Origin of the sequence: Micromonospora sp. WMMA2032, assembly GCF_002688545.1 — a bacterium.
Lineage (GTDB): Bacteria > Actinomycetota > Actinomycetes > Mycobacteriales > Micromonosporaceae > Micromonospora > Micromonospora sediminicola.
Genome location: NZ_CP024052.1, coordinates 4406635 through 4420151, shown reverse-complemented (window position 1 = coordinate 4420151; position 13517 = coordinate 4406635). Strand labels below are relative to the sequence as shown.

The 13517-nt window shown below is 71.8% G+C and carries 13 protein-coding genes; 9 read left to right on the top strand and 4 right to left on the bottom strand.

Features of this window, described 5'->3' with window-relative positions; genetic code table 11:
* Positions 1-134: 134 nt before the first annotated feature.
* Complete coding sequence (locus CO540_RS20490; RefSeq protein WP_253866103.1) at positions 135-3206, top strand: malectin domain-containing carbohydrate-binding protein; 3072 nt, start codon at positions 135-137, stop codon at positions 3204-3206.
* An 84-nt stretch (positions 3207-3290) separates the two neighbouring features.
* Here CO540_RS20490 and CO540_RS20485 read toward each other — a convergent pair whose 3' ends face one another.
* Positions 3291-3683 carry a cyclic nucleotide-binding/CBS domain-containing protein gene (locus CO540_RS20485; RefSeq protein WP_091568068.1) on the bottom strand — a complete coding sequence of 131 codons (393 nt, stop codon included), beginning with the start codon at positions 3681-3683 and terminating at the stop codon, positions 3291-3293.
* A 112-nt stretch (positions 3684-3795) separates the two neighbouring features.
* Between CO540_RS20485 and CO540_RS20480 the strand changes: the two genes are divergently transcribed.
* The 4 genes from CO540_RS20480 to CO540_RS20465 all read left to right on the top strand — a co-directional run bounded on the left by CO540_RS20480 (position 3796) and on the right by CO540_RS20465 (position 6815).
* On the top strand, positions 3796-4245 hold the full coding sequence (locus CO540_RS20480) for an NUDIX domain-containing protein (RefSeq protein WP_253866101.1): 450 nt from the start codon (positions 3796-3798) through the stop codon (positions 4243-4245).
* 86 nt (positions 4246-4331) lie between these two features.
* A complete protein-coding gene (locus CO540_RS20475; RefSeq protein WP_099163269.1) occupies positions 4332-5063 on the top strand; it encodes a sugar phosphate nucleotidyltransferase in 732 nt (243 codons plus the stop codon).
* The gene (locus tag CO540_RS20470; RefSeq protein ID WP_099163268.1) at positions 5051-6118 is read left to right on the top strand and encodes an iron-containing alcohol dehydrogenase family protein; all 1068 of its coding nucleotides are present in this window, start codon (positions 5051-5053) and stop codon (positions 6116-6118) included. The genes CO540_RS20475 and CO540_RS20470 overlap by 13 nt, the downstream gene beginning before the upstream one ends.
* Positions 6093-6815, top strand: coding sequence for a CDP-alcohol phosphatidyltransferase family protein (locus CO540_RS20465; RefSeq protein WP_099163267.1), 723 nt, complete (start codon positions 6093-6095; stop codon positions 6813-6815). Before CO540_RS20470 ends, CO540_RS20465 begins: the two co-directional genes overlap by 26 nt.
* Before the next feature lie 12 nt (positions 6816-6827).
* Here the strand turns inward: CO540_RS20465 and CO540_RS20460 are convergent, their stop codons facing one another.
* The 3 genes from CO540_RS20460 to CO540_RS20450 all read right to left on the bottom strand — a co-directional run bounded on the left by CO540_RS20460 (position 6828) and on the right by CO540_RS20450 (position 8818).
* On the bottom strand, positions 6828-7220 hold the full coding sequence (locus CO540_RS20460; RefSeq protein ID WP_099163266.1) for a type II toxin-antitoxin system VapC family toxin: 393 nt from the start codon (positions 7218-7220) through the stop codon (positions 6828-6830).
* Complete coding sequence (locus CO540_RS20455; RefSeq protein ID WP_099164870.1) at positions 7217-7501, bottom strand: type II toxin-antitoxin system Phd/YefM family antitoxin; 285 nt, start codon at positions 7499-7501, stop codon at positions 7217-7219. Before CO540_RS20455 ends, CO540_RS20460 begins: the two co-directional genes overlap by 4 nt.
* A gap of 66 nt (positions 7502-7567) precedes the next feature.
* Positions 7568-8818 carry a glycosyltransferase family 4 protein gene (locus CO540_RS20450; RefSeq protein ID WP_099163265.1) on the bottom strand — a complete coding sequence of 417 codons (1251 nt, stop codon included), beginning with the start codon at positions 8816-8818 and terminating at the stop codon, positions 7568-7570.
* 24 nt (positions 8819-8842) lie between these two features.
* Here CO540_RS20450 and CO540_RS20445 point away from each other — a divergent pair, with 24 nt between their 5' ends.
* The 4 genes from CO540_RS20445 (at position 8843) to CO540_RS20430 (ending at position 13508) form a co-directional block, all read left to right on the top strand.
* Positions 8843-9703, top strand: coding sequence for an Fpg/Nei family DNA glycosylase (locus CO540_RS20445; RefSeq protein ID WP_099163264.1), 861 nt, complete (start codon positions 8843-8845; stop codon positions 9701-9703).
* 281 nt (positions 9704-9984) lie between these two features.
* Positions 9985-11490, top strand: a complete 1506-nt coding sequence (locus CO540_RS20440; protein WP_099163263.1) for a sugar transferase — start codon at positions 9985-9987, stop codon at positions 11488-11490.
* Between the two features lie 10 nt (positions 11491-11500).
* Positions 11501-12724: a sensor histidine kinase gene (locus CO540_RS20435; RefSeq protein ID WP_091568039.1), complete on the top strand. Its 1224-nt coding sequence runs from the start codon at positions 11501-11503 to the stop codon at positions 12722-12724.
* Positions 12725-12746: 22 nt separating this feature from the next.
* Positions 12747-13508 (top strand): LytTR family DNA-binding domain-containing protein, encoded by a 762-nt coding sequence (locus tag CO540_RS20430; protein ID WP_091576795.1) that lies wholly within the window; start codon positions 12747-12749, stop codon positions 13506-13508.
* Positions 13509-13517: the final 9 nt, after the last annotated feature.

The following is a 13517-nucleotide window of genomic DNA, read 5'->3' as shown; positions in this document are numbered from 1 at the left end:
CCATAGCTGAAATGCGGAAGTGTGTGCCCATCACGCGTCAACCGGCCGTGCGCCCCCGATCGGCGACCCCTGCACCCCTCGCCCGATCGGCCGGGCCGGCCACCTCGTTCTCCGTCACTCCTCCGGAGCTGCCCGTGCTAAATCTTCCCGCGACCACGCGCCGATCATTCGCGCTGGTCACCGCCGCCTTCCTCGGTGTCGGTGGTGTGCTGTCGGCCAGCCCCGCGCTGGCCGCACCGGACCACAGCACCATGGTCAGCAGCACCCCCGCCACCACCACGCCGAACATCAAGGACGGCGCGGTCTACGCCATCTACGACGCCGGCAGCAAGGTGATCGCGGGCGGGTCCTTCACCGAGGTGCGTAACCGCGACAAGTCCCAGGACATCCCGCGCACCAAGCTGCTCTCCTTCGACAAGGCCACCGGCATCGTCGACCCCGCGTTCGCGCCCGTCATCGACGGCGACGTCTCGGCCGTCGTCGCCGGCCCCACCGCCGGCACGGTCTACATCGCGGGTTCGTTCAACACCGTCAACGGCGTCAACCGTCGGAAGCTGGCGCTGCTCAACATCGCCGACGGCTCGCTGGTCACCACGTTCAAGGGACCGGCCTTCAACGGTCTGGTCAACGACATCGTCAAGGTCGGCGACCGCCTGCTGGTGGGTGGCATCTTCACCACCGCGGGCACCGGCGTGAACCGCGGCGGCCTGGCCTCCATCGACGCCGACACCGGTGCGGTGGACGACTACCTGACCACCAACCTGACCGAGAACCACAACTGGACCGAGGGCAGCACCGGCACCGCCAAGGCGGGCGTGGGTCCGGAGAAGCTCGCCGTCTCGCCCGACCGCAAGCAGATGGTCGTCATCGGCAACTTCAAGAAGGCCGACGGCGTCGTGCACGACCAGATCGTCCGGATCAACCTGGGCGACAGCGGAGCCACCGTCGCCGACTGGAACACGGACGGCTACTCCGGCGCCTGCAAGTACGCCGCGTTCGACTCGTGGGTCCGCGACGTCCAGTTCTCCCCGGACGGCAAGTACTTCGTGGTGGTCACCACCGGCGCGTCCTACCCGGGCACGCTCTGCGACTCGGCCGCCCGCTGGGAGGCCGACGCCACCGGTGGCGGCCAGCAGCCGACCTGGACCAACTTCAGCGGCGGCGACACCTTCCTCTCCGTCGGCATCAGTGAGAAGGCCATCTACGTCGGTGGTCACTTCCGCTGGTCGAACAACCCGATCGCCCGCGACAAGGCCGGACCGGGCGCGGTGCCGCGGGCCAGCATCGCGGCCCTCGACCCGGCCAGCGGCCTGCCGCTGTCCTGGAACCCGGGCCGCCACCCGCGCGGCTACGGCGTGACCGAGATGATGGTCACCCCGCAGGGCCTCTGGCTCGGCAGCGACCAGGACTACATCGGCGCCGGCGAGCACCTGCGCAAGAAGATCGCGTTCTTCCCGCTGGACGGCGGCGACGCGCCCCACTCGACCAGCACCAAGGGCCTGCCCGGCGACGTCTACCAGGCCGGCCGGGCGGCGCAGACCGAGGTCCTCTACCGGGTCAACGCGGGTGGCCCGGCCATCCCGGCGACCGACGGCGGCCCGGACTGGGCGGCCGACACCGACGCCGCGCCGAGCCCGAACCACAACAGCGGCAGCAGCGCGAAGGCGTACCCCACCAACGCCACGTTCGACAGCACCGTGCCGGCGAGCACCCCGGCGACGCTGTTCAACACCGAGCGGTGGGACCAGACGACCGCCCCGGACATGCAGTGGGACATCCCGGTCGCGGCCGGCACCCGGGTCGACGTCCGCCTCTACCTGGCCAACCGGTACACCGGCACCGCCACCGTGGGCAAGCGCAAGCTCGACGTCACCATCGACGGCGTGCTCAAGCTGAACGACTTCGACCCGGTCGCCTCCGCCGGTGGCACCGACCGCGGCACCATGCGGTCCTTCTCGCTGGTCAGCGACGGCGTGGTCGACATCGACTTCGGCCGCGTGCTGGAGAACCCGCTCATCCAGGGCATCGAGGTGGTCAAGACCGCCCCGACGCCGGACGCCTCGGACGTGCTCTACCGGGTGAACGCCGGCGGCGACCAGCTGGCCGGCGCGAACGGCCCGGCCTGGGCCGCGGACACCCTGGCCGCGCCGAGCAGCCTGCACAACGACGGCAGCACGGTCACGACGTACCCCACGAACGCCTCGGTCGACGCCACCGTCCCGGCCGGCACCCCGGTCGAGCTGTTCAACAGCGAGCGGTGGGACCAGACGCCCACGCCGGACATGCAGTGGGACTTCCCGGTCCCGGCCGGCACGCCGGTGCAGGTGCGCCTCTACCTGGCCAACCGGTACGCCGGCACCGCCACCGCGGGCAAGCGCAAGTTCAACGTGAGCATCGACGGTGTGCTCAAGCTGAACAGCTTCGACCCGATCGCCGCGATCGGCGCCACCAACAAGGGCACCATGCGGGCGTTCCCGATCACCAGCGACGGCAACATCGACATCGACTTCGGTCGGGTCCTGGAGAACCCGCTGGTGCAGGGCATCGAGATCGTGAAGCTCCCGCCGGTGCCGCCGGCCACCACGGTGGACAGCATCACCAAGCGGTCGTACGACGGCGCGACCACGGTCGGCAACGCGATGTCGGTGGCGAACCCGGACGACACCCGCTGGTCCACCGTCAAGGGCGCGTTCTGGGTCGGCGGTGACCTGTTCTACGGCGTCGGTGGCGACCTCTACAAGCGCTCCTTCGACGGTGCCGAGTTCGGCAGCCCGAAGAAGCTGGACCCCTACCACGACGCGAAGTGGGACACGGTCATCACCGGCTCCGCGCCGGAGGGCCAGACGTACGCCGGCATGACGGTCAACTTCGCCGCCGAGCTGCCGAACGTGACCGCGATGTTCTACAAGAGCGGCCGGCTCTACTACTCGCTGGCCGGTCAGAGCACCCTGTTCTGGCGCTGGTTCACGCCGGACACCGGCACGGTCGGCGCGGAGCGGGCCACGGTTGCCGGCACCACGGCGTTCGCCGACGCGGGCGGTCTGTTCCTGGACGGCGACAACCTCTACGTCGTCTCCCGGACCACCGGCAACCTGTCCTCGATGGCGTGGTCGGACGGCGTGCCGACCGGCTCCGCGACGGTCCGCAGCGGTCCCGGCGTGGACAACGTGGACTGGCGCGGCACCGCGGTCTTCGTCGGCCCCTGACCGGGGCGGACACGACCTGACAGCACCGCAAAGCGACGATGGCCCGGCCGGTATCGGCCGGGCCATCGCCCGTTCCGGGCCGGATCAGGTCCCGGTCGGCGCGTGCTCCCGCGCCCACACCCGCATCAGGTCCCGCACCGAGATCACCCCGGCGACCTCCCGGCCGTCGAGCACGACCAGGTGACGGAATCCGCCCCGGGCCATCGCCGCAGCCGCCTCCTCCACCGTCCAGTCCGGGCCGGCGTAGACCACGTCCCAGGTCAGGTGGGCACCGGTGCGCTCGACGTCCGGGTCGAGCCCGGCGCCGATCGCCTTCAGCACGTCGCGCTCGGTCATGATCCCGACCCCTTCGGAGTCCGGGTCGATCACGACCGCCGACCCGACACCGCGGGCCGACATCATCCGGGCCGCCTGGCGGAGCGTGTGCTCCGGGCCGACCACGAGAACCTCACTGGACATCGCTTCCCGAACCTGCATCACACATCACTCCTGTGGGACGGCGACTGGGTACGGACATGGTGGGCCATCGATGCGTACCGGGACAAGAACGGGCATCGCCGGAACCGGTGCGGATGGCTACTGTCGGAGGGTGCCCACCGAGCCCTTCCGCTGTGCCGGCGCGCTGATCGTCGACGACGACGGCCGCATCTTCATCCAGCGCCGATCCCCCGAGCGGCGCATCTTCCCCAACTGCTGGGACATCGTCGGCGGCCACCTCGAACCCGGCGAGGAGATCGACGACGCGTTGCGTCGCGAGGTCGCCGAGGAGACCGGCTGGGCGGTGTCGCACGTGCTCGGCCTGGTCGGCGAATACCGGTACACCGCCGACGACGGGCTGGCCCGGGTCGAGACCGACTTCCTGGTCCGGGTGGACGGCGACCTCAGCCGGCCCCGGCTGGAGGCCGGCAAGCACACCGAGTTCCGCTGGCTGGCCGAGTCGGACGTCGCCCTGCTCGACGAGCACCGAGACGTCAACGACGGGTTGATCCGCCGGATCGCCGAGGACGGCTTCGCCGCCCTCCGTTCCATCGGGCTGTAGGGCGATCACGGGCTGCACCACGGCCGTCCGGCCGCCGACGATATCCTCGCCACGTGGAATCCGGTCGAGAAGAGGAGCGTGTCGGCATGATCGGGATGGTGCTCGCCGCCGGTGCGGGGCGCCGGCTGCGGCCGTACACCGACACCCTGCCCAAGGCCCTGGTGCCGGTCGACGGGGAGACCACCATCCTCGACATCGCGCTGCGCAACCTCGCCGAGGTGGGGCTGACCGAGGTGGTGATCGTGGTCGGCTACGCGGCGGACGCGGTCCGGCAGCGGCAGGCCGACCTGGAGCAGAAGTACGGCGTGACGCTCACGCTGGTGCACAACGACAAGGCCGAGGAGTGGAACAACGCGTACTCGCTCTGGCTGGCCCGGGAGCACTTCGCCCGCGGCGTGCTGCTGGTCAACGGCGACACGGTGCACCCGGTGAGCGTGGAGAAGACGCTGCTGGCCGAGCGTGGCCCCGGCATCCTGCTGGCCGTCGACACGCTCAAGGCGCTGGCCGAGGAGGAGATGAAGACCACCTTCGACGCCGCCGGCCAGCTCACCCGGATCACCAAGCTGATGGACCCGGGCGAGGCGTACGGCGAGTACATCGGCGCGACGCTGATCGAGCCGCAGGTGGCCGACGCGCTCGCGGACGCGCTGGAGGCGACCTGGCGGCGCGACCCGAACCTCTACTACGAGGACGGCTACCAGGAGTTCGCCGACTCCGGCGGCGAGGTGCGGGCGGCGCCGATCGGTGACGTCTCCTGGGTCGAGGTCGACAACCACGAGGACCTGGCCCGGGCGCGGGAGATCGCGTGCCGCTACTAGCCCGTAGCGTCCTCACCCCGCTGCACATCGACGTGCGGCGGGGCGCGGTGGCGGATCTGGCGGCGATCCTCTCCGACGGCCGGATCTCGGCCGGCGGCGACGTCGCCGTGGTGGTCGGTCCGGGGCAGGGCGAGAAGATCGCCGAACTGCTCCGGCCGTCGCTGCGTTCGGCGGACGTGTTCACGGTGGCCGGGGGCACCCTGGACGCCGCCGACGAGCTGGGCGGCAAGCTGCGCGCCCGCTCGTACGACGCGGTGGTCGGCATCGGTGGCGGCAAGACCATCGACGTGGCCAAGTACGCGGCCACCCGGCGCGGGCTGCCGATGGTCTCGGTGGCGACGAGCCTGGCCAACGACGGCATCGCCTCCCCGGTGGCGAGCCTGATCACCGAGGGCCTGAAGGGCTCCTACGGCGTGCACATCCCGATCGCGGTGATCGTCGACCTGGACTTCGTGGAGGCCGGCCCGGAGCGGCACAACCGCGCCGGGGTGGGCGACGTGGTGAGCAACATCAGCGCCCTGGCCGACTGGGAGCTGGCTCGTACGGTCCGCGGCGAGCCGTTCGACGGGCTGGCCGCCTCGCTGTCGCGGGCCGGCGCGGAGGCGGTGCTGAACCATCCGGGCGACATGACCGACGACGGGTTCGTCACGGTCCTCGCGGACGCGCTGATCTCCAGCGGTCTGGCGATGGCCATCGAGGGCACCAGCCGCCCGTGCAGCGGCGGCTGCCACGAGATCATGCACGCGGTCGACGCGCTCTTCCCCGGCACCGCCTCGCACGGCGAGCTGGCCGGGCTCGGCGCGCTGTTCTGCACGTTCCTTCGTGGCGACGATCGCCGGTTCGCCGAGATGTCGGCCTGCCTGGCCCGGCACGGGCTGCCCCGGCTGCCGGCCGAGGTGGGGTTGACCGACCACCAGTTCGTCGAGGCGGTGCAGTTCGCGCCGGCCACCCGACCGGACCGCTACACCATCCTCGAACACCTCGCGATGTCGTCTACCGAGACCCGGGAGCGGCTGGCAGACTACGCCGGTGCCCTCCGCGACCACCTTGGCTGAGCCCCGTCCCACCGTCGCCGACTTCCACCGGGTCAACCGGGGCGGCGGCCTGTTCAGCGAGTCGATCAGCCAGTGGATCGGGGCGGCCTTCGCGCTGGTCGCCCAGCGGCTGGGGCTGCGCCCGACCGCGCTGACCCTGGCCAACCTGGTGCTCGGGCTGGCCGCCTCGGTGACAGTGGTCGCGCTCGCCGACGAGGTGGCCGCCGGCTCCGTCCCGGCCTGGGTGGTCGGGCTGGTCGCCCTGGTCGGCTGGCAGGTCGCGTACGCGCTGGACTGCGCCGACGGGCAGCTCGCCCGGGTCACCGGTCAGGGCAGCGCGGCCGGCGCCCGGGTCGACGTGCTCTGCGACGTGGCCGCCCAGATCGCGCTGGTGGCCGCGCTGTCCGCCACGGCCGTGGCGCAGCGCCCGTCCACCCCGGTCTGGCTGGTCGCGGTCTTCGCCGGCACCTGGATGGTCAACCTGGTCACCTCGGTGATGCAGGCCGGCCCGAACGCGGCCAGCATGGTCACCTCGACCTCGTTCCCGGTGCGTGTGGTGAAGCTGGTCCGCGACTACGGCGCGGTGATCTTCCTGGCCGGGCTGGTGCTGGTGTTCGCGCCCGCACTCGCGTTCTGGGTGGTGGTGGCGTTCACGGTGGTCAACGGCGGCTTCCTGCTGGCCAGCATCGCCTTCTCCGCCCGCGCCTCCCTGCGCTGAGGTGCGGGAGACCTAGTCGGTGCCGGGCGCCGCGACCGGTAAGCCCACCGAGACTGCGATGTCCGACATCCGCTTGTCGTAGGTGACCAGCGTGTCGAGCGCATCACCGAGGGCCTGGGCACTCGCCACGTGTAGCGCGTCCAACGTCCGGATGCCGGCGGGAAGGGCCGCCGCCGAATCACGGACCTCCTCGGTCACCAGGATCTCGGTGAAGTGCCGTACCAGCATCTGCATGGCGTCCGGGTAGTCACCGATCCGGTCGAGGGTGCGTACCGTCTCAACGAATCCGACTGAGCTGGTTCCCATCGGCATGCCCGCCCGGCTCGCCAGGAATTCCTGGAGTTCCGTGACGTAGGTACGGCCGGCGATCAGAGTGATCAGGGCGGACGAGTCCAGATAGATCACCGCTCGTCGTCCTCGCGGTCGGCCAACAGCAGCTCAAGGGGCGACGCGTCGGGCGGCACGTCGTAGCGGGGAAGCCGGTCGATGTCGCTCGTGGTGGTCGCCTTGAGGCGGATCACCCCTTTCGCCACCAGGGTGGAGTACCTGCCCAGCGTCCCCGAACCCGGCAACAGCACGGCGATCACGCTGCCGTGCCGCGTGACCTCGATCGTCTCGCCCTGTTCCACGCGGGCGAACATCGCGCTGGGGTTGTAGGAGAACTCGCGTACGGACACGGTGCTCACCACCCCACCTCCCTTGTGCCGACAACAGCCCGATTGTACTTACAAGCAGGCCTCAACGACCGACACTCAGGTGAGCGAGGCGTAGATGTCGATCAGGCGCTTGGTGATCACGTCGGGGTGGAAGGTCCGCTCGTAGCGGCTCCGCGCCGCGCCCGCCAGCACCGGCGCGTCCGCCGAGGCCAGCGGCAGGGCCGCGGCCAGCGCCTCGACCTCCGGCGCCACCACCCAGCCGGCCTCGCCGCGCTGCACCCCCGACGGCAACGCGACCCGGCCGTCGCCCGGGGCCGCGGTGGCCACCTCGGCCGGCCCGGTGCCGGCGGGCTCGCGCGGGGTGTCCGCGCCCACCAGGTACGGGATGCCGCCGAGCGCGGTGCCGAGCACCGGCCGACCGGCGGCCAGCGCCTCGATGATCACGGTGGGCAGCACGTCGTGCCACGTCGAGGTGGCCAGCACCACGGAGCTGTCGGCCAGCGCGGCGCGTACCCCGGCCCGGTCGAGCTGGCCCAGGTAGTGGACGTCGGGCCGCTCGGCGGCGGCCTCCTCGGCCAGCGGGCGCAGCTCGCCGTCACCCGCGATGCGCAGCGGGCCGAGCGTGCCCACCGGGTGCCGCCGCCACGCCGCCAGCAGCAGGTCCAGCCCCTTCTCCGGGCTGAGCCGGCCCATGAAGAGGAAGCCGTTCCCGACCGGCGCCGGGGCGCCCGGGTCGGGCACGGCGTTGGGTTTCACCACGATCCGCTCGTCCGGGATGCCGTAGTCCCGGAGATGGTCGGCGACCGCCGTGGTCAGCGCGATGAAGCGGTCCACCGACTTCCAGGTGGGCCGGTGCACGGCGAGCGTGGTGGCCATCAGCGCGCTCTGCGCCCGGGAGTTGCGGTAGCAGCGGTGCACGACCGCCGGCACGCCCAACGCCCGGCCGCGGCAGTCCTGACAGATCACGCCGTCGCGGAAGTAGAGGCCGGACGAGCACACCTGCCGGTAGTTGTGCACCGTCTGCACCACCGGCACGCCGCGCCGGTGCGCGGTCCGCACCACCCAGGGCGAGAGCAACGGGTACGGGTTGTGCAGGTGCAGCACGTCCGGCCGGTGCTCGGTGAGCAGGCGGTCGAGGTCGTGCTGGGCCTTCGGGGCCCAGATCGGCGAGATCGGCAGCAGCGCCTTGGCGGACCTGGACATCGACGGAATCTCGTCGGAACTGCGCAGGAACGGCAGCACCTCCACGCCGGCGGCGGTGAGCTCGGCGATCTCCGCGTCGACGATGGTGTTCTCGCCGGAGGGCTGAGCTTCCCGGTACCGGTTGTGCGCCACCACGATTCTCACGGAAAAGAAGGCTACCGTTGTCCCGTGCCTGAACTACCGGAGGTGGAAGCGCTCGCCGGTTACCTGCGTGAGCGGGCGGTGGGCCGGCGGGTCGACCGCTTCGAGGTCGCCTCGATCAACGCGCTCAAGACGTACGACCCGCCGCCGAGCACGGTCGCCGGGCGGACGGTCACCGGAGCCGGCCGGTACGGCAAGTTCCTCGACGTCCGGTTCGACGAGGGCCTGCACCTGGTGGTCCACCTGGCCCGGGCGGGCTGGCTGCACTACCGGGAGGCGTTCGCGTCCACGACGCCGCTGCGGCCCGGCAAGGGACCGATCGCGGTGCGGCTCCGCCTCGACGACGGCTCCGGCTTCGACCTGACCGAGGCCGGCACGCAGAAGAAGCTGGCCGCCTACCTGGTCACCGACCCGGCCCAGGTGCCGGGCGTGGCGAAGCTGGGTCCGGACGCGCTGGAGGCGGACCTGCCCACGTTCGCCGAGCGGCTGCGCAGCCGCCGGGGCCAGGTCAAGGGCGTGTTGACCGACCAGGCGGTGCTCGCCGGCGTCGGGAACGCGTACTCGGACGAGATCCTGCACGCGGCGCGGCTCTCCCCGTTCGCGATCACCGACCGGCTGACCGACGACCAGCTCGCCACCCTGCATGCGGCGACCCGGACGGTGCTCGGCGACGCGGTGCGGCGGTCGATGGGGCAGCGGGCCGCGGAGCTGAAGGGTGAGAAGCGCTCGGGCCTCAAGGTGCACGCCCGGAAGGGCCTGCCCTGTCCGGTCTGTGGCGACACGGTGCGGGAGGTCTCGTTCGCCGACTCGAGCCTCCAGTACTGCCCCACCTGTCAGACCGGCGGCAAGCCGCTGGCTGACCGAAGGTTGTCCCGTCTCGTACGGTGAGTGACCGAACCCGCCGACTACTGAGCGGAATCGTCCGGCGATCGCCGAAGGTCCCGGTCGCCGGCTCTACCCGAGCCGCCATCCATCGGTATAGTGGCTCGGTCCCCGGCTTCACAACTGACTCGGAGCCGGCCAGATCCCTACGGGCAACGTGGGAGACTGGGACGGTGAGCGACCCGGGTCCTTACGGCGAGTGAGGGCGCGGGTCATGCGGGAGGACATGGGTTGAGGTGACGACAAGCCTCCAGCGCCCGGTAACCGACACAGGCCGGAGCAAGAGCGTGCGGCACGTCGACAGCTTTGAGATCCAGCCGCCGACTCCGCCGTCGCACAACGGCGTACCCCGGTTGGCGTGGGCTCGCGCCCGGCGTCGGGTCTCCCGCTGGCACCGCCCCTACATCGCGATTCTGCTGCTGCTCGACTTCGGGGCGGCGGCCCTGGCCAGCTTCCTGGCCGTGCAGATCTTCGAGCAGGCCGACTCCGGTTTCAAGAATTCGCCGCAGGCGTGGTTCTACACGGTGGCGTTCCTGCTCCTGCCGCTCGGCTGGGTGCTCATCCTGTGGGGCAACCGGACCTACGACCGGCGTTACCTGGGGCTCGGGCCCGACGAGTACAAGCGGGTCATCCGCTCCGGCGTGGCGGTGGCCGCCACCGTCTCGTTCCTGGCCTTCGCCACGGTGACGTCACTGTCCCGGTGGACCGTCGGGTTCGCGCTGCTCGGCGCCATGCTGCTGATCCTGCTCGGCCGGATGATCGCCCGGGCCGGTCTGCACACGCTGCGCCGCCGCGCCGGTCACGCCGGGCACCGGATGGTGCTGGTCGGCACGCTGCCGGAGTGCCTGGAGGTCTTCACCACGGTCACCCGTCACCCCGGCGTCGGGCTGGTGCCGGTGGCCATCCACCTCACCGACGGGTACGCCGCCGCGCGGGGCATGGAGACGCCGGTGCCGGTGTACGCCGGCCGGGACGTGCTGGCCCTGGTCCGGGAGGTCGGCGGCGACACCATCGCGGTCTGCGGTTCGGCCAGCGCCGAGCCGGGCGAGCTGCGCCGGCTGGCCTGGCAGTTGGAGGGCTCCGGCGTGGACCTGGTGGTCGCTCCGCAGCTCACCGACATCGCCGGCCCGCGGGTGCACATCCGCCCCATCGAGGGCCTGCCGCTGCTGCACGTCGAGGAGCCGACGCTCTCCGGGCCGGCGCTGCTGCTCAAGAGCCTGATGGACCGGGTCGCCGCAGGGCTGGGCCTGCTGCTGCTGACCCCGCTGTTCGCCGCGATCGCGCTGGCCATCCGGATCTCCGACCCCGGGCCGGTCTTCTTCCGGCAGCCCCGGGTCGGGCACGAGGGGCGTACCTTCCGGGTCTGGAAGTTCCGCACCATGTACGTGGACGCCGAGGAGCGGCTGGCCGGCCTGGTCGACCAGAACGAGACCGACGGCATGCTGTTCAAGATGAAGCAGGACCCCCGGGTCTTCCCGGTGGGCCGCTTCCTGCGGGCCTCGTCGCTGGACGAGCTGCCCCAGCTGATCAACGTGCTCTGGGGCGAGATGTCGCTGGTCGGCCCGCGTCCGCTCCCCGCCGACGACGGCGACTTCCTGGGCGACGTCCGGCGCCGGCTGCTGGTGCGCCCGGGCATGACCGGGCTGTGGCAGGTCTCCGGTCGCTCCGACCTGTCCTGGGACGAGGCGGTCCGGCTCGACCTCTACTACGTCGACAACTGGTCGCTGGCCTACGACCTGAGCATCCTGTGGCGGACCGTCGGGGTGGTGCTGGCGCGCAAGGGCGCGTACTAGCCTTCGCTGCGTGGGTGGCAACCTCTCGGCCGTCTTCGCCGTCGTCTCGCTGGTCACCGCGTTGGCCGCGGCGCTCTGGGCGGTGCTGCGCCTGCGTGCCCGGCGGGGCATCGCGACGGCCACCCAGCGGGCCACGTACGAGGTGCTGCACACGGCGGGCCTCGCCGCCGAGCCGCTGCGCGCGGGCCTGAGCACCGCGGACGCGGCGAAGGCCGTACGCCATCTGCGCGCCCTGGTGGGCGCGGCGGGCCTGGCGCTGACCGACCGGGACGCGCTGCTGGCCATCGACGGGCGCGGCGCGCACCACACCGACCAGCTGGTCGCGGCGGCCCGGCGGGCGGTCGGCAGCGGGCGCTCGACCGTGCTGCACGAGTCGGAGTTGCACTGCGACCTGGTCGACTGTCCGGTACGCGGCGCGGTGGTGGCGCCGCTGAGCGCGGACGGGCGGGTGGTCGGGGCGCTGGTGGCGGTGGCCGACGAACGGCCGGCGCCGGGCCTGGTGCAGGCCACGCTGGAGACCGCGCACTGGGCGGGGGACCAGCTCGCCCTGGCCGAGCTGGACTCGTCGCGGGAGCGGCTGGCCCGGGCCGAGGTCCGTGCGTTGCGCGCGCAGATCAGCCCGCACTTCATCTACAACGCGCTGACCGCGATCGGCTCGTTCGTGCGCACCGACCCGGAGCGGGCCCGGGAGCTGATCCTGGAGTTCGCCGAGTTCACCCGCTACTCGTTCCGGGCGCACGGGGAGTTCACCACGCTCGCCGAGGAGTTGCGCTCGATCGACCGCTACCTGACCATCGAGCGGGCCCGCTTCGGCGAGCGGCTCCAGGTGCGCCTGCAGATCGCCCCCGAGGTGCTGCCGGTGACGTTGCCGTTCCTCTGTCTCCAGCCGTTGGTGGAGAACGCGGTCCGGCACGGGTTGTCCCGCAAGCCGGGCACCGGCATGGTGAGCATCGAGGCCCGGGACGCGGGCGCCGAGTGTCACATCACGGTGGAGGACGACGGAGTGGGGATGGATCCGACGACGCTGACCGCCGGCATCGCCGAGGTGTCCGGCGCGGGCAGCGACCCGGCCGACGACCCGGGGCAGCACGTCGGCCTCTCCAACGTCGACGAGCGGCTCCGGTCGGCCTTCGGGGACCGGTTCGGCCTGGTCGTCGAGACCGGCCTGGGCTCGGGTACGAAGGTCAGCATGCGGGTGCCGAAGTTCCACCCGGGCGTCCGGGTGTCGTCGTGAGCGAGCGAACCGGGTCGGCGTGGTGAGCGCCTCCGGATTCCTGCGGGTGCTGGCGGTCGACGACGAGCCGCCGGCGCTCGACGAGCTGGCCTACCACCTGCGCGCCGATCCACGGGTGGCTCGGCTGCACACCGCCGGGGACGCCACCGAGGCGCTGCGGGTGCTCCGCGACGACGACGTGGACGTGGTGTTCCTCGACATCCGGATGCCCGGGCTGGACGGCATGGAGCTGGCCCGGGTGCTGCGCCGGTTCGCCCGGCCGCCGGCGATCGTCTTCGTCACCGCGTACGACGACGGTGCGGTGGACGCGTTCGACCTGGGCGCCACCGACTACGTGCGCAAGCCGGTCCGCGCCGAGCGGTTGGCCGAGTCGCTGCGCCGGGTGATCGGCTCGCGGGTGGTGCCGTCGCACCCGGCGGCGCTGGCCCGGGCGGAGGAGGATCCGACCATCCCGGTGGAGCTGGCCGGCACCACCCGGATGCTGCCCCGGTCGGCGGTGCGCTGGGTGGAGGCGCAGGGCGACTACGCCCGGCTGCACACCGCGGAGGGGTCGCATCTGGTCCGGGTCTCGCTGGCCACGCTCGCCGAGCGCTGGGCGGATGCGGGGTTCGTCCGGATCCACCGCTCCTACCTGGTGCAGCTGCGGCTCATCGCCGAGCTGCGGTTGGTCAACTCCGGCTACGTGGTGGTGATCGACGGGAGCGAGCTGCCGGTGAGCCGCCGGCACACGCGCGAGTTGAAGGACAAGTTGGTTCGCGCCGCCAAGCAGGACTGGAGCCGCTGACGCGCTGAC